The organism is Pleomorphochaeta sp., from assembly GCF_050031695.1.
Lineage (GTDB): Bacteria > Spirochaetota > Spirochaetia > Sphaerochaetales > Sphaerochaetaceae > Pleomorphochaeta.
The window spans coordinates 115059-139142 of sequence record NZ_JBNAIC010000013.1 but is presented as its reverse complement, the minus strand read 5'-3'; the positions used below and the strand labels follow the sequence as shown (position 1 = coordinate 139142).

Sequence of the window (24084 nt, the reverse complement as noted above, 5' to 3'; positions counted from 1 at the left end):
AATTAATAATTAAAGCCATTGTTAGTATTTGAATTATTATCGGTATCCCAATCAAGGTTTATAGTAGCCCCTAAACCAACGGTAGGTGATAATAAATATTTTCTATAAATTACATTAACAATAAGGTTTAAATTAATATCAATATCTTCGTTATCATTTATTTTATATGATGGAACAAATGCCATATTGATATACATTTCCTTGCTAGTAGATTCACCTAAGGTGCCAACACCTAAAGCAAGTTTTGTATTTATTTTGATAGTTTCATTAAAGTTATGACCCCAATCTAAACCAAGACCGATTGCAGAAAATTCTCTTAAATAAGTATTGCTATAAACAATTGATCTAGAAACATGTAGTATAGATAAGTAAGCTCCAACTTCTTCTTTTTTTATTTTAAAATATAGTGGTTCAATATCATACATTGAAGAAACTGATGAATAAACGGGTAAATCATCACTATCATCTAAAGTTATAGATGGACAATAAGTAAAACCATAATCAAATTTTGACCCAACTTCCACTGCAAATAAAGAAGATGTTGTAATTAATAAGATAAATAAAAATATAATACTTTTTTTCAATTGATACTCCTATTTATTTATTAATACAATATTTTCAATTATTGCTTTATTCTATCAATAAATCATTTTTAAATTCTTTTAAGTCTTTTAATTTTATGCATATATCTACATTCTTTACAATGGGCTTAGTTTTTGAATACACATATATACATACATCTTCATATAACAACTTTATTATATAAAAAAGACCTCTAAATTCACAAGAAAGAACATTAGCATTTTCTAAAATAATATGTGGTAGAATTTCTTTTACATTAAATTTTGTTCTATCTATTAAATATGCACATTCATATCTAAAGAAATAAGATGAATCTATTTCAATTGGTTTATTTAATTTATAATTTAGAATATTAGAAGGGATAAAATTCCCAGCACCGATAAAAGTTGATGCAAATTTAGTTTTAGGGTTATTATATATCTCTTCAGGTGTTGCACACATTTCAATTTTCCCATTATTCATTAATACAATAGTATCACTAATGGAAAGAGCTTCGCTTTGATCGTGTGTAACATAAATCATAGTAATTTTTAATTTTTTTTGAATTCTTCTAATTTCATCTCTTAAGTGATTACGCATTTTAGCATCTAGAGCTGATAAAGGTTCATCTAATAATAGAAGTTTTGGTTCAAATGCTAAAGCTCTAGCTAATGCTATACGTTGTCTCTCTCCTCCTGAAAGGCTTTCGATATTTCTATTTTCAAAATTTGATAGTCCAACTAGTTCTAATAATTCTTTAACTCTTTTTTTTCTAATATCTTTTTTTACTTTTTTTATCTTTAATGGATAAGCAATATTTTTTTCAACATTAAGATGAGGATATAATGCATAATCTTGGAAGACCATAGCAATTTTTCTTTCATTAACTTTTAATTTAGAAATATCTTGATCATCAATAATAATATGGCCTTCATCATTATCAATTAATCCAGTAATTAATTGAAGGGTTGTACTTTTTCCACATCCAGAAGGACCTAATAAAGAAATTAGTTGTCCTTTTTCTAAATTTAAATCTATATCTAATAAAAACTGGTCAAATTGTTTTTTTAATTTAAGTTCTATATTGTTTTTCATAATCTACTCTATATATATTTACTATTATCTTTTTTTAAATATTCACTACTAATAAATACTATAGAACAAACAATTATTAATATAGTACCTAAAGCGCAAGCTCCACCAAAATTATACGATCCAATTAATCTATACATAGTAACTGGTATTGTGACAATAGAAGAGGAAGCTAATATTAATGTTGCATTAACCTCTCCCATACTAATTGCGAAAGCAAATATTGCACCACTTATTAAAGAACTTTTTAATAAAGGTACTTCAATATTTAAAAAAGCTCTAAATCCACTGGCCCCTAATGTCATGGCACTGTTTTTTAATGAAGGGGGTAATTTTCTAATTTCAGGTGTTATTGCTCTAATATTAAAAGGTAGTACGATAATTAGATGAGCAAGAATGACTAAAATTAATCCACCCGAATTTTTTATTTTAGCAGCTATTAAATAATAACCAAGACCTATAATTACTGACGATACAGCTAAAGGTAGCATTGATAGTAATTCCACAAAAAGAGAAGATCTTGATTTATCTCTTTTGCTAGCAATAGCTAATGAAAGTGATAATGGTGTTGATAATATAGCAACAGTTAAAGCAATTTTTAATGAGTTTATTATTGAATCAAAACTTGATTTCATAACTCCTGTAGTTGAACTTAGTCCTAATAATTGTTTATACCATTTAAGAGTAAAAATACTTTGATCGCTTCTTGTATTTGATGCAAGAAATGATTTGATAATAATAGATATTATTGGCGATAAAACAAATAAAACTACGAAAAAAGTATAAATAATGCTTAGAATTAACCCTATTTTAGAAACAGGCTTTTTTTCTTTTTTATATAAACTTTTATATACATTTTCTTTTGTTGTTGCTTTCCTTTGGAATCTGTTATATAGAATTAAAAGAATAATACAAAATAATATGGAAATTATAGCATATGATGAAGCGCTATTTAAATCCATAGATATTCTAGCTCTTCTATATATTTCAACTTCCATGGTGGTATATTTAGGGCCTCCTCCTAAAACTAGTATTATAGAAAAACTTGTAAAGCAAAATAGAAAAACTAGAAGAGAAGAAGATATAATAGAAACTATCAATCTAGGTAATGTTATATGTATAAAAGTTTGGAATTTACTTGCTCCAAAAACAAGTGAAGATAACTCGAGTTTATAATCTAAATTTTCCCAATAAGTTGTTACTAATACTAAGATAATAGGGAAGTTGTAGAAAGCATGGGCTATAATAATAGCTTTATAAGAATATAAGATTTTCAAAGGTGGATTTTCAAGGTTGAATAATTTCATAAGAATAACATTTAAAAATCCATTATTACCATAAAAAGTAACAAACCCTAGTATTACTAAAATTGCAGGAAGTACAAAGGGAATTGTACAAATAGCTAATATTAATTTTCTACCTTTTATTTGATAATTTACTAATAGGTATGCCCCCGGAAGTGCAATAATTAAAGAAAGCAAAGTTGAAAAAAAGGCTTGATTTATAGTGAAAAGTAGAATTCTATGAGTGTATGAATCACTAATTAATTCAATAAATGGTCTAAAAGTAAATTTATTATCGATAATAAAAGCATTAGATAAAGTACTAAATAGAGGAAGTAGAAAAATAAGAAAAAGTAAGATTAAAGAAGGAATTGGAATTATCTTCTCATATAAATCTCTATTGTCTAAATATTTTTTTTTCATACTTTCCTCTATTATTATTATAAGCTTATCTGCTCATTACCTCTGTCCATTCATCTAACCATGTATCAAGATTATCTTCAATATCACTAGCTTCTAAACTTAATGTAACATTTGGTTTTGGTGCCCATTCAAAAGCACTAGGTAAATCTGTATTTAAGTTAGTTGGGTACATTGAATTCGCACAAGCAATATCATTTTGTGCATCAGTTAATAAGAAATCAACAAATTGTTTAGCTGCTTCTTTCTTTTTACTACTCTTTAATATACCAACACCTTCAATTGTTGCACTATGACCTTCATCAAAAATAATTGCTTGGTATCTTGTAGTTTCTTCCCACATTACGTGATAAACAGGAGATGTAGTGTAAGATAGAGTAATTGGAGCTTCCCCTGCTGTGAACATACCATAAGCACTAGACCAACCTTCAGTAATGGTTAATGCATTATCTTTCATAGCTTCCCACCAATCTAAGTAATTTTCTCCATATAATTCTCTTGTCCAAATAAGAAGCCCAAGACCTACAGATGAAGTTCTAGGATCAATTAATAGTACTTTATCTTTATATTTAGAATCTGTTAAATCATTAAGAGATTTAGGTAGGTCACTTTCACTTATTTTTTCACTGTCATATACAAACGCGAAGTTACCATAGTCAAATGGTAATAATCTTTTTTGTTCATCAAATTGTAAGAATTCAGGGATATTTTCTAAAGCACTTGAATTATAAGCTTCAAATAAATCACTGTTATATGCTTTCATAGCCATGTCATTAGAAATTCCAACAATTACATCTGCTATTGGGTTTTCTTTTTCTAATTGAGCTTTAGTTAGCATTTCAATAGCATCTCCAGCTGAAACTAGATTTACTGTGATACCTGTTTTTTCTTCAAAAGTTTCAACAACTTTTTGACCAGGACCCCAATCTCCACAAAAAGCATCATAAGCGTAAACTGTAATTTCATTAGGATTAACAGTTTCTTCAGTTTCCTTTGCACCAGCTGCAAATAGAGTAGATGTTGTAGCAACAAAGGCCACAACAATTAAAAAAAACTTTTTCATAAAAAAGCCTCCAAATTAAAGTTTGGCCTCAGGGTAATATTTTATTATTTTTAAGATAAATAACAGATGTCTCCCTACGCTGGTATTATCCAGATCAGGTAAACGGGTTTTATCTCAGGCAAAAAAGCCACCCCAGGACGTTTCTTAGATTAATAATGTAAAATATTCTTGTCAAGTATATTTCATTAGAGTAACATTAAAGCATGGAAAAATTATATTATTGTGAATCTATTGCTAAAATAGATGAAATTTCTCAAAAAGAGTTTAATCAACCTGGTATAATATTAATGGAACAAGCTGGGCTAAAAGCTTGGCAATATATGAAGAATAAAATTAAGCATTCAGATAAAATATTGATAGTCGCTGGTGGTGGTAATAATGGAGGGGATGCATTAGTAATAGCAAGATGTGCTATTAATGATGGATTTAACAATATTAAAATACTATATTGTTCTAACAAATTTAGTGAAAGTACATTAATACAAAAAAAGATATTAGAAAAATATAATGTTGAATCTATATTTATAGATGATGATAGTTCTTTAGTTTTTAGAGAAATTAATGATGCAAGTATAATAGTTGATGGTATTTTTGCTATTGGTTTAAAAAGTAAGATCAGAGTTAATAGTGAAAAACTTATTAATAATATTAATGAGAGTAATGCTATAGTTTATAGCGTTGATGTTCCAAGCGGCATAAGTGATGTCGTAAATGAAGTTTCTATTAATGCCAATTATACTTTTTGCATGGGCCCCTTAAAGCTTCTATATTATTTTCATAAAAACATTTTAAAATGTGGCCAAATAATAGAAATTAATCCAAGCTTTCCACCTTTTGCAATTTCAAAGGTTGAAGAAAGTGCTTATATTGAGGAGTCCTTAAATCATAATATAAAAGCACTAGCTATGACGGATTATAAAAAAAGTAGAGGTCATTTAGCTGTCTTTGGAGGAAGTACTCAATACAGTGGAGCTCTTAGATTAACTTCTAAAGCTGCATTTACTAGTAGATGTGGTTTAGTGAGTGTTTTTTGTGATAAAGATATATACAATATTGTAGCAACAGAGAGCCCTTCAATAATTGTAAATATTATTAAAGATAATTTTGATTTAAATCCATATGATGCTATTTTAGTAGGTCCTGGCTGGTCTAATAATCGTGAACATTTATTAAAGAAATTACTTTTCTTTAATAAGCCTATGGTAATAGATGCAGATGGAATTAGAGCTTTTGCCAATTTATATAAAAAAGAAAGAATTAATATGGATAATAAACAAATTATATTTACCCCGCATTTGGGAGAATTGAAAGCATTAGCTGATGCTGTATTAGTAGATTATTCTTTAAATAATACAGTAGATTTTATAAAAAGCTTGAAAGATTTAAGTTCTAAATTAAATTCTGTTATAGTATGTAAAGCTAGTGTAACTTATATAGTTTCACCAAATAATAAGCCAATAATTATTAAGAACTTAAACCCAAGTTTAGCAGTTGCAGGTAGTGGGGATGTTTTAGCTGGATGTATTTCATCTCTTTTAGCGAATACAAAAGATTTATATAATAGTGCAATTGAAGGGGTTAAAATTCACTCTAAAGCAGGTCTCTTAGCGAATAAAGATGTAGGCTTTTATACAAGTGAAGAATTAATGAAATATATAGGGATACAATTGTCATGATGCAGATTTGGTTTGTTACAAATATTTATTTGATATATACAGGATTATTATTAATAACTCAAGAATATGGGATAAGAATCCCTATATTATTGAATATGAGAGAATATTTATTAAATAATAAAGGTATCTTTATATTTGTAATGTTTTTAGGGTATTTTTTAACAATTTTAAATTGTTTTTTTCCTACTGTTCCAGGACCAATTATATTAGGTGATTTAATAGTAACTATTGCTTTATTAATTTCATCTATATGGTACAATATAATCCTATTTACAAGTAAAGAAAAACTAATAATTAATCAAGAAAAAAAGAAACTTTATGTAAGAATGGCAATCTTTAATTTTACTGTTGCTCTTTTACATTTTCTTTTACCAAGTTGGGTCTTGTTATAAAAAGGGAAAGAAATTATGGAATCTAATCAAAGAATTACAACAGCAGGTATCTGCTTTAATGATGATAAAATATTAATTGGAAAAAGAATCGATAAAGGCTCAATTGCAAATAAATGGGAATTCCCTGGTGGAAAAAATCGATGGGGTGAAAGTGTAAGTGATACCTTAAAGAGAGAGTTTAAAGAAGAATTAGGTATTGATGTAGAAGTTCTAGAAGAGCTAGCTACTTGTGAGTTCGATAACAAAGGAACTCATTATTTTTTAAAAGCACATAGAGTAATTATTAAAAATGATATTAAGAATTTAGATTTAAGTGTGCATACACAATTAAAATGGGAAAAGCTTGATAATTTAAGCAATTATAATTTTGCAAATAGTGATAAAATGATAATTAACCAATTAATTGAAGCTGATAAGGAAAAATAAGAATGAAACTTTTTGATAAAATAGATGAAATAATAAATCCAAATGATGGAAAGCTAGTTATTGCTTTGACAGGTGGTGGTGGAAAAACTACGACTTTAATAGAACTTGGTAAATATTATAGAGCTAAAGGTAATAAAGTATTATTAACTACTACGACAAAAATACAAGCACCAAGATTTTTCGATTTTGAAGTAGATGAAGTGTTTATAGATGAATCTACCTTTTTTAATCATTCACCAAAAAAAGGGGAGTCTGTTTTATATGTAGAAAAACATATAGTTAATGCTAAAAAAGCAGTATCTCCTAGATTGGAAATATTTCCAATTTTAACAAAAAAATATGATGTTGTAATTATTGAAGCTGATGGTGCTAGATGTTTACCTTGTAAAATCCATAGCGATAGAGATCCTGTTATTGTAGATGGGGTAACTTCAGTTATCGCTATAGCGGGGTTATCATCTTTCAATGACATGGCAGCTAATGTTTGTATGGGAGAAAATTCTACAGAAATAGTAGATAATAATTATTATCAAAAATTGATTAATGATGAGGATGCATTATTAAAAGGTATTGAAAAAAATCATAAGGCAATTATTTTGTTCAATCAAAGTGATTTAGTTAGTGAAAATGTTGCAAAATCTCTTTATGAATTAAAATCTGATTATCCTATATTAGTAGGATCAATTAAAAAGAACTTATTAATTTCAAAATAGGTAGATAAATTATAAGTTTTGCTTGTTTATCTATTTTTATGGTATTAGAATATTCTATAGGGAAGAATAGATGGAAAATATTAAAAAAAATGAAATAATTGTTTTTGGTATAAATAAAATGTTTGTTTTTTTATTGTTTGTTGAAATAATAAATCTAGGATATTCTTTTGTCATTGATTCTCTTATTTTGCCAAAAATTGTTTTAAATCTTATATTTATTATTTTAATAGTTATATATAATTTAATTAAAAAAGAGGATAAATTTGATGTTTACCACAATATATTAGTTGTTATTTATTTTATATATTTGTTGTTTTTTATTCCTAAAAATGATGTTTTATTCTCTTTTGGTTTTTATTTATTAGAATTTTTTATAGTTTTAGTTTCATCACATTATAAATTAAAAATAAAAGTTATTATTCAATTATTATTTGTAACATATATTATAGCACTTGAAACTGTATTTAATAGCTTAAAATTAGATTATTCTAGAGAAATATTTTTTATTCTTTCTTTTTATGTTTTTACATTATTTGCTCTTTTTGTTAGCGATTCTTTAACATCAAAATTAATATTTTTGTTAAAAAATAGTGAAGAAAGTAAAGAAGAAATAGAAATTTCAAATAACTTTTTCAAAACAATCCTAAATCAAGAGAAAATAAAGATTTTTTATTTTTTCCCAGATACTAGTAAAGCTGTTATATTAAGCAATAATATAGATGATGGGTTTACAAATGATATCCCTAATTTTTATGATTATGTTAGGGTTAATAATATTATTCCATTAGAATATTTTGGATTGGTTCAAAATACTATAAATTCCATATTAAAAGAAGGTTCTAGTTCAATAACTTTACCAATTTCCTTTTTTTCTGAAGAACCAATTTGGATGAAACTAAATGGTACAAAGATTTTTGATAAAGAATTAAATCAAGATAAAATAATAGTCAGTGCTACTAATGTTAATGATATAAAGAATATAGAGTTAAAATTTAACGATGCATTAAAAAAATGTTCAATATCTACTTGGGAATACAATATTACTGATGATACTATAGAAAATTATTCTGATTCTATATTAGATTATTATTTTTATGGGAATAAGGTAGAAAATGCTTCTAAAGTATTTATTACAAGAAAAATTATTTATTATGAAGATATTAATTTATTCCAAGAGTGTTTTGAAAAAGTAAAATTAGGAGAAAATGATGTAACTATTGATCTTAGGGTATTTCCTAGTAGGAATAGTTCATACACTTGGGTTCGAATACATTTTTCTATTTTAAAGGATAAATTTGGGAAACCATACAGTTCTTGGGTTTCTATTGAAAATATTAACGATGCAAAGATATCTGAAAAATGGTTTGAAATTGAGAGAAGGAAAAGTTTTGATAATAGACTAGGCTTGATTACCATGGTTGAAATGAATGTTTCAAGAGATTTTGTAATTGATTTCAATACTAGACATGGAGTTAATATTAATAAAAACAAAGAAAATAAACTATCTAATTTATTAGATTATTTCTTAAGTTCAGGTGTTATTGTTAAGAATGGAGAATTATTATACACAAGACTAAGTCAAAAATCATTAATCGAACATTATGAAAAAGGTGAGAGAGTTTTAGAATATAAATATAAACTTATCACTAAAGAAAACGATTTATTATATATTTCGAATATAATCAAATTATTTTTTGATATGCAAACTAAAGAAATAATTGCATTCATATTTTTTTATGATGTTACTGAGAATACTATATCTCAGCTATCTTTAGATGCTATTTTTAAATCTCATTTTGTTTACTTAGCATATGTTAATTTATTAAATTCTCATATGTCTATTAGTAAAACACAATTAAAAGATGTTACTAATGCTTCTAATTTAAACAGAATTTATAAAGATGAATGGAGCGTTTTTATAGAGAAATATGTTCATTTAGAAGATAAAGAATATGTATATTCTCAAGTAGATATTGAAAATGTAAGAGAAAGAATGAGATATAAGGATAATTTTACGTTTGATTACCGAATTAATGATGGTTGTAATATGGTTTCTCTTCGTAGATGTCATTTTATAAAAGCTCATGAAAATGATCCAATCATATTAATTGTTGAAGAAAATGTAACAAATGAAATGATTAATAGAGTAGAACATGAAGTTGTTTTAAAAGAAGCTTTATTACAAGCAACTCAAGCAGCAAATGCTAAGAGCGAATTCTTATCAAGAATGAGTCATGAAATTAGAACTCCTTTAAGTGCTATAATTGGTTTATCAGAGTTAGGTATTTCAAATGATTCTGTAGATTATATAGAATATTTTAATAAGATTAATGATTCAAGCACTTATTTATTAGGTCTACTAAATGATATTTTAGATATGAATAAATTAGAACTTGGCCAAGTAAAATTAACTTTTGATGCAATTGATATAGATGAATTTTATAATATGATAATTACAATTGCTGAAAATCAAGCTAAGAAAAAAAATATAAACTTTATTTTTAAGCATGAAAAGCCATATTATAAATATCAGATTATCGAAAGATTAAGAGTTCAGCAGATTATATTAAATATTTTAAATAATGCTTTAAAGTATACTCATCAAAATGGGAAAGTTATTTATTTAATTAAAAATGTAAAGGAAAATGGAAAATTGTTTGCTATTCATACAATTGAAGATAGTGGAGTTGGAATAAGTAAAGATTTCATAGATAAAATCTATACTCCTTTTTCAAGAGAAAAAAATTCTTTAAGTGATACTGAAGGTGGAACAGGTTTGGGGTTAGCAATTTGTTCAAATTTGGTTAAGCAATTAAATGGTGAAATAACTTTAGAGAGCGAATTAAATAAAGGTACAAAAGTACAAATAAAATTACCAATTAAAGTTATATCTGAAAAAGACTTTGTAAAAAATAATAAAGCTAAATCAAGAAAAACTTCAAAAGTAACATTTGAAAATAAAAAGATATTAATTGCTGAAGATCATGAAATTAATGCAATGGTTATTAAAACTATTTTAGAAAAATTAGGAATTTCAACAATTCATGCTGAAAATGGTAATGAAGCTGTTAATATATTTAAAGAGTCTAGTGAAAAAGATATTGATTTAATATTAATGGATATAATGATGCCAGAAATTGATGGATTAGAAGCAACAATGAAGATACGTGAACTTGATAGAAAAGATGCTAAAACAGTACCAATTATTGCGCTTAGTGCTAATGCTTTCGATGAAGATGTAGATAGAAGTATAAAAGTTGGTATGAATGATCACCTAAGAAAACCAATTCAAATGAATTTATTAATTGATACTTTAAAAAAATATTTATAAATTCTAATATTAATTTATTCTTTATTATTGTAGTAAATTTGTATTGATTTCAGATTGTTTTTCAAGTAAAAAAAAGAGGTTGCTTATTATGCAACCTCAAAAATGTATTTATTTAAATGACTGTATTATCGGGAATAATGGCATTTTTTCTAATTACGATAATACCGTCCCTAATAGAATACATCTCTTTATCTACATCTTCACGTGGGATATCATCTACTCCAATTCTACAACCATTTCCAATTCTAGCATTTTGGTCAATAATTGCTTTTTTAATGATAGTTCCTCGTCCTATACCAATATTTGGTATTCCTTTTTTACTATTGTCTAGTCTTTCTTCAGCTGTTTCATATGCAGCAGCTCCCATACAATAAACACTATCTAGTGATGCTCCACTTTCAATAAAAGTTCGAACCCCAATAATTGAGTTAACAATATATGCATTAGTAATAATAGAACCTTCGCTTGTTAATGAATTGCTAATGTTACAGAAGTTTACTTTTGTAGCAGGTAAATGTCTTCTATGAGTATAAATAGGCATTTCTTCATTGTAGAAATCAAACTCTGGTGTTATTGTAGCTAAATTAAGATTGGTATCAAAGAAAGCTTTTATTGTTCCAATATCTTCCCAGAAACTATCAAATAAGTATGCGTTTACTTTTCTTGTTTTAATAACATCAGGAATTATTTCTTTACCAAAGTCTGTTAAATCATTATTTAAAACTTCTTCCATAGTTTTTGCATTAAATATGTAAATTCCCATGCTAGCTAAATATTCGTTTGATTCATCAGCTTTTTTATTTAAATTGCTTGTAATTAGGGTTTCAGGAATTTTATACTCTGAAATATCTAAATCATCAGCAGGTTTTTCTAAGAATTTTTGGATAATACTTTCTTCATCAGCTCCAATAATACCAAGACCTGTAGCTTGCTTTCTTGAAATTGGTTTAGCAGCAATAGTTAATTCAGCACCAGAATTTATATGTTTTTCAAGCATATCATTAACATCCATACTATATAACTGATCACCTGATAAGATAATATAGTATTTAGCTTGAGTGTCTTTAAAGTGTATTAGGTTTTTTCTAACGGCGTCAGCAGTACCTTGATACCAAGTTTCACTATGTAAAGTTTGTTCAGCAGCTAAAATTTCAACAAAGCCTTGAGTGAAAGTGTCGAACTTATAAGTATTATTAATATGATTATGTAAGGATGCAGAATTAAATTGTGTTAATAAATAAATTTGCATTATATTACTATTAATACAATTTGAAATTGGAATATCTACAAGTCGATATTTTCCTGCAAATGGAACAGCTGGTTTAGCTCTATCTTTTGTTAGAGGATAAAGTCTTGTTCCTTTTCCCCCGCCTAGGATGATAGCTACTGCTTCTTGTTTTCTCATGATAACCCCTTTGAATAGATTTTTTCGTAAGATTGAGCTGAATGTGACCATGTCGAATCAAAATTCATACTTCTCTCAATCATTTTATTTAGTTTATTTTTATCATTATAATAAACGTTTAAAGCTCGTTTTATTGTATCAATTATATCATGACTTTCTAGTTGAGAAAATAAAAATCCTGTACCTTGTTGTGGGTATTCGCCAATATCCATGATAGTATCAGCAAGTCCACCAGTTTTTCTTGCAATCGGTAAGGTTCCATATCTGAGTGAATATAATTGATTTAATCCACATGGTTCATATCTACTAGGCATTAAGAAGAAATCACTAGCTCCTTCAACCATGTGTGCATATTTGTTACTGAACATTATATTTAATGATAAATTATCATATTTATCATCTAATATTTTTAATCTTCTAATTATTTCTTCATCACCTGTTCCTATAATTAGAACTTGTGAATCATTGTTTTTTAATATAGTTTCAAGAGCGTTTTCTCCATCGAGTAATTCATAAAATCCTTTTTGTTCTGCTATTCTTGAAATCATACTTATTAATGGAATATTATCGTTAACTTCTAGGTTAAATATTTTTTGGACTTCTCTTTTAAGTTGTTTTTTCCCTTCTAAATTATTTATATCATAATGAGTTGTAAAAAATTCGTCTGTAGAAGGATTCCATTCATCATAATCTATACCATTAATAATACCAAATAATGAGCTTTCTCTTTTCTTTAGAATATGGTCTAGATTGCAACCTAGTTCTTTTTCTTGAATTTCTTTTGCATATGTTGGGCTTACTGTTGTGATGAAATCACTATAAAGAAGTCCAACTTTTAACATATTAACTGTTTTGTTAATTGAGTCACCATTAAATATATCATCTTCTATCTCTATAGAAGCTTTTATAGCATCTAATCTTGGAAATGTACCTTGGTATGCTAAATTATGTATTGTGAAAACTGATTTACACTTATTAAAATATTTATCTTTATTTTGTTTTAATAAATATGGAGCAAAGCCTGCTGTCCAATCATGAGCATGTAAAATATCTATTTTCAAATCTATTTTTTTGCATAATGGAAATATAGCTTTTGATAATAGAATATATCTTTCAAAATTATCAGCATATGGAGTAAAAGATGTATCTCCATAAATCCCATTTCTTTCAGTAAAATAAGGATGCTTTACAGCATAAAAGTCAACATTTTTTAAAGTCGTTTTTACAACTTCAATATTTTCTTTTTTACTATTCAATTCTATATCAAAGTTAGCAATTGGAGAAGAAAAGTCATCTAAATTAATAAAACCGTAGGCAGGCATTAGAACTGATACATTATGGCCTAGTTCAGCTAGGGCAATTGAGAGAGCACTTGCAACATCTGCAAGTCCACCTGATTTCGAAAAAGGTACAGCTTCGCTGGTAATCATAAATATATTCATATCTCATATTATAACGGCATAAATATTTAAATCAAGAATTTAAATCTATTCGATAGTGAAAAAATATTAGTATTCTGTAAAAAACATAAAAAATCCTTTCAAAAAATGAAAGGATTGATATATTGTATTCAAAATAGCAATAATTAATATTTATTATTATTTATTTCATCTATATATTCTGTAGCTTGATGAGCTGCAATAGCTCCATCACTAACGGCTGTAACAACTTGTCTAAAAGGAGTATTTCTAACATCGCCAATTGCATAAAAACCTTTTAAAGAAGTTTCCATCTTGCCATTTGTTGCAACATATCCCCAATTATCTAGTAAAGATTTATCTAATAAATCTGTTTGAGGAAGCATGCCTGCAAAAATAAATACAGCATCAGCTTCAAGTGTTTTTGTGCTACCATCTTTAGTGCTTTCTAGTTTGATACTATTTACTTTTTGATCACCTATAATTTCAAGAGGTTTATATTCTAATTCTAATTTAATATTACTTTTATTTACTTGATCTATTAAATTAGCTTGTGCTCTAAATCTGTTTCTTCTATGTACAATAGTTACATCATCAGATAATTTGCTTAAATATATTGCATCTGTTAATGCTGTATCTCCACCACCGATAACTACAATCTTTTTGCCTCTAAAGAATGGTCCATCACAAGTTCCGCAATATGAAACACCTCTACCTGAAAATTCTTCTTCACCAGGAATATTTAAATGTCTATGCTCTGCACCTGTTGCCCAAATTAAAGCTAGTGCTTCAACTTCTTCATTTTTTAATTTTACAAAGAATGTGTCATCTTTTTTTTCATAAGAAACAAATTCATCATATATAAAATTTGCTCCAAAATTAGCAGCTTGTTTTTGCATTCTATCGGCTACTTCAAATCCAGAGATTGGTTCTACAAAGCCTGGGTAGTTTTCTATCATATCAATATACATAAATTGACCACCAGTAGCTAATTTTTCAACTACATGTACACTTCTTCCTGCTCTTGCACCATATTGTGCAGCAGCAAGTCCTGCAGCTCCACCACCAATAATTAGAATATCTGTTTTTATCATGATTTATTAACCTCATAAATATATTATAACGTAAATATAATCAAAGCAAGAATAAAAGAAAAGTTACTAAGTCACATAATAAAATAAACTATCAAAGTGATAGTTTATTTTATTGATATTATTTTTGTTTTCTTTTTAAATCTAATGCCATCTCTGCATCACTTTTTCTAATATATGAAGGTCCAAAGCCTATTGGTGCTGCTCCATTTATTTCAAATTCTTCTTTACCAAGTAAAGCTAAATGATAAGCTAAATCATATTGTGATGTATCTACTAATATTTTTAATGTTGGTAATTTTTTTTCTATATCAAAAGCTATTAATTTGTCATATATTTTTTTAGCATCTAGTCCTGTAATAAGAATTCTTTTTTCATTAGTCAATAATTCAATAATTTCTTCTTCATTAATATCTAAATCTTTAGTAATCCTAGTATTATTTCTAAATAGGGATATATAAAAACGTTTTTTTCTAGCATCAATTGCTGTCATAATAGTTCCATCAAAAAATGAAACAGGGGAAGCTAACAGTCTATTTGTTTCAATAGCAACAAGAGGAGTATTACTAGCTAAACTTATACCTTTTAGTGCACTCATAGCTATTCTAAGGCCAGTAAAAGAACCAGGTCCTTTTGTACAAACTAATAGATCAATATCAGATAGTTTAAGATTTTGATTTTCTACTAGTTTAATTATATTTGGGACCAAATTTTCACTATGTTGTAGCCCACCCGAAATTGAAAAAGAAGTTTTTGAAGAGTCAGTTAATAAGCATAAATATAATGTTGTTGTACTTGTATCTGCTGCTAAAATATTCATCTATTTTCCTTTGTTTATATGTTTGTAATTTCAATAACTCTATCAAGATTATCTTCAATCTTAATGTTAATAAAAATAGTATTATCAGGTAGCATATCTTCAATCTTTTCAGACCATTCAATCAAAGTTACACCATTACCATATAGCATTTCTTCTCCACCTAACATTTCAAATTCATCACAACCCGAGATTCTATATAAATCCATGTGGAAAAGTTTTAAATCTCCTGTATATTCTTGAATAATTGTAAATGTTGGAGAAACTATTGCTTCATCTATGTGTAAATATTGTGCTATACCTTTAGCAATAACAGTCTTTCCAGCACCAAGACTACCTCTTAATGAGATAACGGTTCCTTCTTTACATAAAGCACCTATTTTTTTTCCGATTTCTATTGTTTCAGTGCTATTGTGGCTAATATATTGCATTGATTATCCTTATGCTCTAATTCTCTTTATCGTCATGTTGATGTTTAAGATCTTCTTTAAGTTTTAAATCATCAACGACTTCTTCATTTATAATTTGCTTAATTTCTTCACCTGTAGTTTTAGTATAAATTTCAATTAAATGAATAACTAAAGGATCTTTTTCATCGACAGTTCTAGCTTTTTCTAATAAATATCTAGCTTTATCATAATTTTTGTCTTCTAAATTTAGTAAAGCATAGTTAGTTAATAGTGTGATGTTTTCAGGTTCTAAATCTATTGCAGTATCTAAATAAAATAATGCTAATTCTCTTTGTCCTTCTTCTAATGCACAAATTGCTAGTTCATTATATATTTCACTATTACATTCGCCAAGTTTAAGAGCTTCTAAGAAACAAGGTTTTGCTTGTGCAAATTTTTCTTGTCTTCTAAGAGCCCAACCTTTAAAGAAGTGAGCATTCCAAACATCTGGATTTTTTTCTAAGAATTCGTCTAATAGTTTAATTGCTTTATCTTCATTAGATAGGTTGATTTGATCGTATGCTTCTAATAATTTAGAGTCATCATCAATTTTTTCATTTATGTCACTTAGTAGTTTTTTTACTTGTGATATTCTTTCATCATCATTGCTTGCTAATTTAATATATTTTTCAAGAAATTCCCTAGCTGCTTCAATATTGTTTTGATAAACATGGAAATATCCTATTTCACATAATAAATCAGGATTATCTTCAAATTTTTCTAAGCCTTCATTTAATGTTCCAAAAGCTTTTTGTAAATAGTAGTCATATTCAGTTTCTGATTTTTCTTTTCTTATTGCTGCTTGGTTTGAATAGTGTGTTGCAAGATTAATAAAAGATGATGGTTGTGGAGCTAAGTTGTTAACTGCTATAAAAAGTTCTTCACTAAATTCATAATCTTTAGCTTTCTCTTTAGCAATTGCAGCAATATTTAACTGATTAACAGCATCTTCTTGAGCAGCTTGTATAAAATCTCTGTAATAATCAATGTGTTGATTTTTAGAATCCCAAGCAACTATTTTTATCATAGCAGCTACTATTCTCTCTATTGAAATATCATTAGGGTTTACTTCTTTTACTCCCTCTTCTAATTGGAAAGGAATTGGTATTTCTGGCTTTAATTGAAAGTCATTTATAGATTTTTTAAATTCTGAAGGAAGATTGATATATACAATCCCCTCTAATTTGTTGTTTTTATTCATCTTTTTGTCCTCGGGAATATAAGAAATGTGATGTGAATAGAGCTCGCTCTTGAACCTGTTGGTTCAAGGGGGACACTAGTTAAGCTAAAAATTCTGTTCCAATTCCTAAATAGGAAAAGGAGCAATGCAAAATAGCTATTCCGTATCCCAATGATATATGTTGAGCCAAGAGACATGCGCTCTCATTCACACCACTAAAATTAATCAAAACTAAGGTACTTAAATTGTACACTATGATTGCAAAAGTTTAAAGCTTAATTATTAGACTTTTACAAAAGGGAGAATAAACAAAACTAGAAGATGTTTCAAGGGGGATAGGGTAATGAATTGTATAATTTTAATATACTTTAATTAAATATAAAAAGGCGAACAAAAAGTTCGCCTTTTTCCTCAAAAATAAGGTTTTTGTGTAAATTCAAAAGTTAGCTTGCTTGAATAATATTATTACTGAAGATCGTCTAAATCGAGAATTTCATTTTCTAAAGCACTACCAGTAGTGAAATCTTCAGCTGCTGATAATTCTTGATTCATATTATCAAGTAATTCTATTTCTTCAAGACCTTGAATATCTTCTAAGGTATCGAGAGATCTTGAAATACTTTGAGCTAATTGTTCTGAATTATCTTTGTATTCATCAACGTATTGCTCTAGTTCTTCAACTCTGCTGTTAGCAAAAGTATAATCCATTTTAAGTTTATTGTGTTCAGCAATAAGCTCATTATGTTTATCTTTTAGAGTGTTATAATCTTCTTGCAATTGATCTAATTGTTGAGTTTTTTCAACATTAGAAGCTTGAAGGCATGCCTTCTCTTTATTCAAAACATCTATGAAAGCTTTGGTTTTTAAAACCTTTTCTTCCAATTTAGTCATATTGGATTTAAGTAATTTTGCGTCCATCGATACCTCCATCGATTATTCTGCTAAAACTCCTTTAACTGTATCTACTAAGCTCTTGAAAGAAGCCTTGTCTTCAATAGCCATGTTAGATAAAGCTTTACGGTTAATAGCAATTCCTGCTTTATTTAAGCCATGTATGAATTGTGAATAAGAAATACCTTCAGCACGAACTGCTGCGTTAATTCTTGCAATCCATAATTTTCTGAAATCTCTTTTTCTTTCTTTACGACCGCAATAAGCATATTGACCAGCTTTTGCAACTGCATCTTTAGCTACACGGTTATTAGTACTTCTACGACCGTAATATCCTTTAGCTTGTTTAAGGATTTTTTTTCTTCTGTCTTTACGTTTTGTTCCGTCAACTGCTCTTGGCATTTTTTCTCACCTCTCTCTTATTTGTATGGAAGCAAAACTTTTACTTTTTTTGCTTCTGCTTCGCTTAGAATACCAGTGTGGCGTAAACTTCTTTTACGCTTTGTGGTTTTTTTAGTGAGAATGTGGCGTAGTCCTTGCTTTTTATAGCGAACTTTGCCAGTACCTGTAACTTTGTACCGTTTTGCAGCGGACTTTCTTGTTTTCATCTTTGGCATTATGTACCTCTTTTGCGCTCACAGGGAACAAGATTCCCCCTGCAGCAACTTTTTATAATTTACGTTCAACGAACGTTTTATTTTTTCTTCATTCTTTGAGGAGAGATAATCATACTCATCATCTTTCCTTCCATCATTGGACGACGGTCCATATTATAATTTATTCCCATTTCTGTCAATTCATTGAGTATCTTATCTAATACAACTTTTCCTAATTCTGTATGAGCTAGTTCGCGACCACGGAAACGGATAGAAACTTTAACTTTGTTTCCTTCTGTTAAGAAATCTGCAATAAATTTACTTTTTGTAACTAAGTCATGTCTTTCAATTTTAGGTTGCATTCTGATTTCTTTCATTTTAATAATTGTTTGATTCTTTTTAGCCTCGCGTAAACGTTTTTCTTGTTCATAACGATATTTACCAAAATCTAAAATTTTGCAAACTGGAGGATTTGCATTTGGAGATACTTCTACTAAGTCCAATCCCTCTTCATCAGCAAGATTTATTGCTTCAAATGTCTTCATTACACCTTTTTGTGTACCATCTGCATCAATTACAAATACTTCCTTCGCACGGATCTGTTTGTTTGCCCGTAAATCTTTTATAGCCATCGATCTCCTTGTGTATTATAAAAAAACACTTATTAATATTTGAAAAATTTACCAACGTATTGTTGGTATTCATTTATATGCTAGCATAGCTAATCAAATGTGTCAAAGCATGCAAATAGTTTTATTATAAAAAATAAATAAATGTTAATTGTAAAAGATAGTCCAATTTATCATATATTTACAACTTAATTTTAAGGAATAATAAAATATATTTATTTTCTAATAAAAAAAACCATCCCTAATTTATATTAAGGGATGGCAAATATTAAATAAATTTAATAATAAATTATGCTTGGTTAGCACTACCTAAAACATCAATGTTTTTATGCATATACATTTGTTTTAAAGCTTCACGTGCAGGACCTAAATATTTTCTAGGGTCAAATTCACCAGGTTTTTCGTTCATTACTTTACGAATAGTACCTGTCATTGCTAAACGACCATCACTGTCAATATTGATTTTACATACAGCGCTTTTTGAAGCTTGTCTTAATTGGTCTTCAGGAATACCAACGCTATCTTTTAAAGCACCACCGTTTTCATTAATCATAGAAACATATTCTTGAGGAACTGATGAAGAACCGTGTAATACAATTGGGAAACCAGGAAGTTGTTTTTCAATGTCAGCTAAGATATCAAAACGTAGTGGAGGTGGAATTAATACACCATCAGCGTTTTTAGTACATTGTTCTGGTTTAAATTTATTTGCACCATGGCTAGTACCAATAGAAATAGCTAAAGAATCAACACCAGTTTTGCTAACAAAGTCAATTACTTCTTCAGGTTGTGTGTATGTTGAATGTTCAGCTACAACATCATCTTCGATGCCTGCTAAAACACCTAATTCACCTTCAACTGTTACATCGAATTTGTGAGCATATTCTACAACTTTTTTAGTTAATGCTACATTTTCTTCGTAAGGGAAGTGTGAACCATCAATCATTACTGAAGAGAAACCATTATCAATACATTCTTTACATGTTTCAAAACTATCACCATGGTCTAAGTGAAGAACGATTGGGATTTTATAACCTAGTTCTTCTGCATATTCATTTGCACCACGAGCCATGTTTCTTAATAAATTAATATTAGCATAGTCTCTAGCACCTTTTGATACTTGTAGAATAACTGGTGATTTTGTTTCAACACAAGCTTTAACGATTGCTTGTAATTGTTCCATGTTGTTAAAGTTATAAGCTGGAATAGCATATCCACCTTTAACAGCTTTCTTGAACATTTCTGTTGTGTTTACTAGACCTAAGTCCTTGTAAGAAGTCATATTGTTTGCTCCTTGTTAATTTGGTTTTGTTTTTTTCATTCACAATGTTATATTTTTGTAGCGTTTCGGTCAACAACATAGCTCTACTATTGACCAATGAATTTACTCTTGGTACTGTTTTTTTATGAAAAAGAAAGGGAAAACTGTATTTATTGTGTTTATTGGAATAATAACATTATTATTTTTACTAGTTGAAGCTGTTTATCTAACAAGAAAACCAATATATTTTATTTGTGATTCAATCTATTATGATAAAACAATTAATTATCAAAAAACAAAATTAAAATATAATTTCTTAATTAATAATCATAGAATAATCTTTGTGGTAGATGAGTTTAATGATGGTCAGTGGATTGATAAAGATTATGAAAAGGATTCAATAATTATAGTATCTCCTTATATCTCTATGCTAATGGAATATGATAAAGATATTTTATTCGAAGATAATTATTTAGTTAGTATTGATAATAATCTTGAAAGAGCTAATTTAAATATAGCAGTTGATTATTTAACAGGTTTTGAGAAATTAGCTTTAGCTTTAAAAAAAGAAAATAAAAATATCTATTTAATTAGCTCGAAAGCTTGGCCAACTAGTGTATCAAAAGCTAGTGCTTTTTCTACTATCTATAGTGATGAAGGGTTAACTAAAATAGAATTAGAAGGAAATGAATTAGAACAAAAAGCATACGAAATTGTAAATAAAATTAATAAGGAAGAAAATGTAGAAGTTGTCTCAACAGGAAACACTTTGATTTCCTATTTTAATAGAGTAGAAAATAATATCGTTTATAATTTTGAGGCCTATCAATCTAATTGTGTAGAAACTAATGATCTTCACTATGTAATTTATGAAGACTTAATACCTTTAGTAAATTTAGAAAATAGTGAAAATATTGTTTTATCTACTGATTTGAAGAATCATCAAGAAGGTGTAATAAATTTCTTTTTACATTTATTGCGAGATCTTCAATCGTTACTTTTTTAATTTCTGCAGCTTTTTTGTAAGAAAGTGGAATTAATAAAGGTGTGTTAGTTTTACCCCTAAATGGTTCTGGGCTTAAATATGGTGAATCTGTTTCTAGCAATAATCTATCGAGTGGAACATATTGTAATATTTTTCTTAATTCTTCATTTTTTTTATAAGTAATTGTAGACGCAAAAGAAATATAAAAACCTTTATCAAGAGCAAATTTAGCAAAATTTAAATCTGAAGAAAAGCAATGTATTGTGCTTTCTCTTTTTAATTTTATATTATTTAAAATATTTATTATTTGATTATCAGCTTCTCTGTTATGAATTAGAATTGGTAAATTATTATTATTTGCAAGTTCTATTTGTTTAATAAATAAATCTTCTTGTAATTCTTTTGTTGAATAATTCCAATAGTTATCTAAACCTATTTCTCCAATAGCTTTTATTGGATAATTATTAATATTTTCTTGTAAAGTTTTTATAATCTTTGAGTTATCTTCTTTAGTATCTTTAGTACCCCATGGCCCTAAAGCCGTGCTTAAATATATGTTTTTATAATCTTTTAGTTTATTATATCTCTTTTCAATATCGTATTCATTTATTGCTATATCTAAGATAACATAATTATTATCATCTATTACTTTTAAGATGTTGTTTATATCTTCGCCTTTTTCTTCAATTACTAATAAATGTGCATGTGAATCTACATATTCAATATTTTTTAATGTTGCATTGTTTAATATAATTTGTCTTTTTTCTTTACTTATTTTTGCCATATATTTCTCTTTATTCTATTATAAATATTATTATAAATTTAATAAAGATGTTGCACTTTCTAAGTGCTAATAGATAGGTTACCCCATTCATAGTTTTTTTGAAGAAGAAGTTGAACAATTAATAAAAAGAGAATTAATTAAGTTACAATATATAAGTTTAATATAGTGAAACTTTGTATAAAATAATAAAAAAAACTTGTCTTACTTTAAAACTTAGTATAATAATTAACTGTTATTACTTTTATTAATAAAGGGGATTTGTATGAAAAAAAATTTAGTAATGAAAATCATTATTGGTTTTATTGCTGGTTTAATCATAGGTGTTGCTCTATGGTTATCAAACATTAATGTAAGTGGATATACTAAGGTTGTATCTCCATTTGGTAATGTTTTAGTTTCGATGTTGAAAATGGTAGTTGTTCCTGTTATTTTCTTATCTTTAATATCTGGGGCTGCCTCCCTACCTACTGGAAAATTTGGAAAAATTGGTATTAAAGTAATAGTATGGTATTTTGCAACATCACTTTTAGCAGCTGTTGTTGGTTCATTATTAGCTACTATTTTTAATCCGGGTAGTTCAAATATTGCATTATGGAAAGATTTAGTTACTTCAAACACTGCTGTTGAAACTGTTTCAGTATCAACTACTGGTGCTTTAACTGAAGTTTTACTAGGTATGTTTAAAAATCCTTTTGAAGCTTTATCTAATGGTAATTTCTTAGCAATAATTGTTTTTGCTATTGCTTTTGGATTAGCTCTTAAAATTAATTTGGATAATCCTAAAGCTTCAGAAAGCTCTAAAAAAAATATTACTATTCTTTTGGATCTTGTAAAAACAGCTCAAGAAGGTGTATTTACTATAGTTGATTGGGTATTAGCATATTCTCCAATTGGTGTATTTGCATTAACATCAGTAAATTTTGCTAACTATGGTTCTGCTTTATTTGGACCATACGTTTCATTAACTTTAGGTGTAATTTTAGGTATTCTATTTATGGTAGTAGTTGTTTATCCTGCTATGATTGCAATATTTGTTAGAAAAAATCCTTATGAAGTATTATTTAAGATTAAAGAAGCACCATTAACAGCTTTTGTAACACGTAGTTCAGCAGCTACTTTACCTGTATCTATTAAAGTAGCAGAAGATGAAATTAATGTAGATCCAAGTTTATCTGCTTTTGCTCTTCCTTTAGGTGCAACTATTAATATGGACGGTGTATGTGTTCACTTACCATTTTTTGCAGTATTAGCTGCAAATATGTTTGGTGTTAATTTAGGGTTTACTGGATTAACTATTCTTGTTATTACTACAGTTTTGGCATCTGTTGGTGCTGGTGGTGTTCCAGGTGGCTCTTTAATGTTGTTATTCATTATTTTGCAAAATATGGGATTACAACCAGATCAAATTGCTATTATTGTAGGTCTTGCTTTAGGTATTAATCCTATTTTAGATATGTTTGAAACAATGAATAATGTTACAGGTGATATTGTTTGTACTTATGCAGTTGCAGAAAATTCTAATATGATAGTAGAAAAAGATTAGTTTTTATTATTAAAAAAAATAGCTCATATCTGGGATATGATATGGGCTAAAAATATAGATTATATACTAATTATAGCT

Annotated in this window: 23 protein-coding genes and 1 riboswitch; of the genes, 7 read left to right on the top strand and 16 right to left on the bottom strand. The window is 27.7% G+C overall.

Translation table 11 applies throughout. The annotated features are described in order from the left end of the window. Positions 1-2: 2 nt before the first annotated feature. From ACPKM0_RS02365 to ACPKM0_RS02350, 4 genes are read right to left on the bottom strand one after another with little or no spacing between them, the layout of a single operon-like run. Positions 3-584 carry a hypothetical protein gene (locus ACPKM0_RS02365; protein ID WP_472473193.1) on the bottom strand — a complete coding sequence of 194 codons (582 nt, stop codon included), beginning with the start codon at positions 582-584 and terminating at the stop codon, positions 3-5. 46 nt (positions 585-630) lie between these two features. Then, a complete protein-coding gene (locus tag ACPKM0_RS02360; RefSeq protein ID WP_472473192.1) occupies positions 631-1656 on the bottom strand; it encodes an ABC transporter ATP-binding protein in 1026 nt (341 codons plus the stop codon). 8 nt (positions 1657-1664) lie between these two features. Next, a complete protein-coding gene (locus ACPKM0_RS02355; RefSeq protein WP_472473191.1) occupies positions 1665-3359 on the bottom strand; it encodes an ABC transporter permease in 1695 nt (564 codons plus the stop codon). 25 nt (positions 3360-3384) lie between these two features. Then, positions 3385-4419, bottom strand: coding sequence for a thiamine ABC transporter substrate-binding protein (locus ACPKM0_RS02350; protein WP_472473190.1), 1035 nt, complete (start codon positions 4417-4419; stop codon positions 3385-3387). Between the two features lie 55 nt (positions 4420-4474). Further along, a riboswitch (TPP riboswitch) is annotated at positions 4475-4564 on the bottom strand. Positions 4565-4622: 58 nt separating this feature from the next. Here ACPKM0_RS02350 and ACPKM0_RS02345 point away from each other — a divergent pair. The 5 genes from ACPKM0_RS02345 to ACPKM0_RS02325 all read left to right on the top strand — a co-directional run bounded on the left by ACPKM0_RS02345 (position 4623) and on the right by ACPKM0_RS02325 (position 10957). Beyond that, positions 4623-6095 carry an NAD(P)H-hydrate dehydratase gene (locus ACPKM0_RS02345; RefSeq protein WP_472473189.1) on the top strand — a complete coding sequence of 491 codons (1473 nt, stop codon included), beginning with the start codon at positions 4623-4625 and terminating at the stop codon, positions 6093-6095. Beyond that, a complete protein-coding gene (locus tag ACPKM0_RS02340; protein ID WP_472473188.1) occupies positions 6092-6487 on the top strand; it encodes a hypothetical protein in 396 nt (131 codons plus the stop codon). The genes ACPKM0_RS02345 and ACPKM0_RS02340 overlap by 4 nt, the downstream gene beginning before the upstream one ends. Positions 6488-6502: 15 nt before the next feature. Continuing rightward, on the top strand, positions 6503-6913 hold the full coding sequence (locus ACPKM0_RS02335) for a (deoxy)nucleoside triphosphate pyrophosphohydrolase (RefSeq protein WP_472473187.1): 411 nt from the start codon (positions 6503-6505) through the stop codon (positions 6911-6913). 2 nt (positions 6914-6915) lie between these two features. After that, positions 6916-7626: a selenium cofactor biosynthesis protein YqeC gene (gene yqeC, locus ACPKM0_RS02330; RefSeq protein ID WP_472473186.1), complete on the top strand. Its 711-nt coding sequence runs from the start codon at positions 6916-6918 to the stop codon at positions 7624-7626. A 70-nt stretch (positions 7627-7696) separates the two neighbouring features. Further along, a complete protein-coding gene (locus ACPKM0_RS02325) occupies positions 7697-10957 on the top strand; it encodes a hybrid sensor histidine kinase/response regulator (protein ID WP_472473185.1) in 3261 nt (1086 codons plus the stop codon). Positions 10958-11069: 112 nt separating this feature from the next. Here the strand turns inward: ACPKM0_RS02325 and ACPKM0_RS02320 are convergent, their stop codons facing one another. The 11 genes from ACPKM0_RS02320 to ACPKM0_RS02270 all read right to left on the bottom strand — a co-directional run bounded on the left by ACPKM0_RS02320 (position 11070) and on the right by ACPKM0_RS02270 (position 20715). Beyond that, positions 11070-12362 carry a glucose-1-phosphate adenylyltransferase gene (locus tag ACPKM0_RS02320; RefSeq protein ID WP_472473184.1) on the bottom strand — a complete coding sequence of 431 codons (1293 nt, stop codon included), beginning with the start codon at positions 12360-12362 and terminating at the stop codon, positions 11070-11072. Continuing rightward, positions 12359-13804, bottom strand: coding sequence for a glycogen synthase (locus ACPKM0_RS02315; RefSeq protein WP_472473183.1), 1446 nt, complete (start codon positions 13802-13804; stop codon positions 12359-12361). Before ACPKM0_RS02315 ends, ACPKM0_RS02320 begins: the two co-directional genes overlap by 4 nt. Before the next feature lie 143 nt (positions 13805-13947). Beyond that, the gene (trxB, locus tag ACPKM0_RS02310; RefSeq protein WP_472473182.1) at positions 13948-14874 is read right to left on the bottom strand and encodes a thioredoxin-disulfide reductase; all 927 of its coding nucleotides are present in this window, start codon (positions 14872-14874) and stop codon (positions 13948-13950) included. A 118-nt stretch (positions 14875-14992) separates the two neighbouring features. After that, entirely contained in the window at positions 14993-15691 is a 699-nt protein-coding gene (tsaB, locus tag ACPKM0_RS02305; protein WP_472473181.1) for a tRNA (adenosine(37)-N6)-threonylcarbamoyltransferase complex dimerization subunit type 1 TsaB, read from the bottom strand. Positions 15692-15705: 14 nt separating this feature from the next. After that, entirely contained in the window at positions 15706-16119 is a 414-nt protein-coding gene (tsaE, locus tag ACPKM0_RS02300) for a tRNA (adenosine(37)-N6)-threonylcarbamoyltransferase complex ATPase subunit type 1 TsaE (protein ID WP_472473180.1), read from the bottom strand. Between the two features lie 16 nt (positions 16120-16135). Then, positions 16136-17338, bottom strand: coding sequence for a tetratricopeptide repeat protein (locus ACPKM0_RS02295; RefSeq protein ID WP_472473179.1), 1203 nt, complete (start codon positions 17336-17338; stop codon positions 16136-16138). Positions 17339-17782: 444 nt separating this feature from the next. Then, positions 17783-18247, bottom strand: a complete 465-nt coding sequence (locus ACPKM0_RS02290; protein ID WP_472473178.1) for a hypothetical protein — start codon at positions 18245-18247, stop codon at positions 17783-17785. Positions 18248-18250: 3 nt separating this feature from the next. Continuing rightward, positions 18251-18610 (bottom strand): 50S ribosomal protein L20, encoded by a 360-nt coding sequence (rplT, locus tag ACPKM0_RS02285; RefSeq protein WP_472473177.1) that lies wholly within the window; start codon positions 18608-18610, stop codon positions 18251-18253. A gap of 17 nt (positions 18611-18627) precedes the next feature. Continuing rightward, positions 18628-18825, bottom strand: a complete 198-nt coding sequence (rpmI, locus tag ACPKM0_RS02280) for a 50S ribosomal protein L35 (RefSeq protein ID WP_472473176.1) — start codon at positions 18823-18825, stop codon at positions 18628-18630. Between the two features lie 77 nt (positions 18826-18902). Then, positions 18903-19436 (bottom strand): translation initiation factor IF-3, encoded by a 534-nt coding sequence (infC, locus tag ACPKM0_RS02275; RefSeq protein WP_472473175.1) that lies wholly within the window; start codon positions 19434-19436, stop codon positions 18903-18905. A gap of 286 nt (positions 19437-19722) precedes the next feature. Continuing rightward, the gene (locus ACPKM0_RS02270) at positions 19723-20715 is read right to left on the bottom strand and encodes a class II fructose-bisphosphate aldolase (RefSeq protein WP_472473174.1); all 993 of its coding nucleotides are present in this window, start codon (positions 20713-20715) and stop codon (positions 19723-19725) included. A gap of 124 nt (positions 20716-20839) precedes the next feature. Here ACPKM0_RS02270 and ACPKM0_RS02265 point away from each other — a divergent pair, with 124 nt between their 5' ends. Continuing rightward, positions 20840-21700, top strand: coding sequence for a hypothetical protein (locus ACPKM0_RS02265; RefSeq protein WP_472473173.1), 861 nt, complete (start codon positions 20840-20842; stop codon positions 21698-21700). Here ACPKM0_RS02265 and ACPKM0_RS02260 read toward each other — a convergent pair. Beyond that, positions 21618-22463, bottom strand: coding sequence for a TatD family hydrolase (locus tag ACPKM0_RS02260; protein ID WP_472473172.1), 846 nt, complete (start codon positions 22461-22463; stop codon positions 21618-21620). The genes ACPKM0_RS02265 and ACPKM0_RS02260 overlap by 83 nt on opposite strands. Positions 22464-22725: 262 nt before the next feature. On the opposite strand from ACPKM0_RS02260, the gene ACPKM0_RS02255 reads away from it, so the two are divergent. Continuing rightward, the gene (locus ACPKM0_RS02255; RefSeq protein WP_472473171.1) at positions 22726-24006 is read left to right on the top strand and encodes a dicarboxylate/amino acid:cation symporter; all 1281 of its coding nucleotides are present in this window, start codon (positions 22726-22728) and stop codon (positions 24004-24006) included. The last annotated feature ends 78 nt before the right edge of the window (positions 24007-24084 follow it).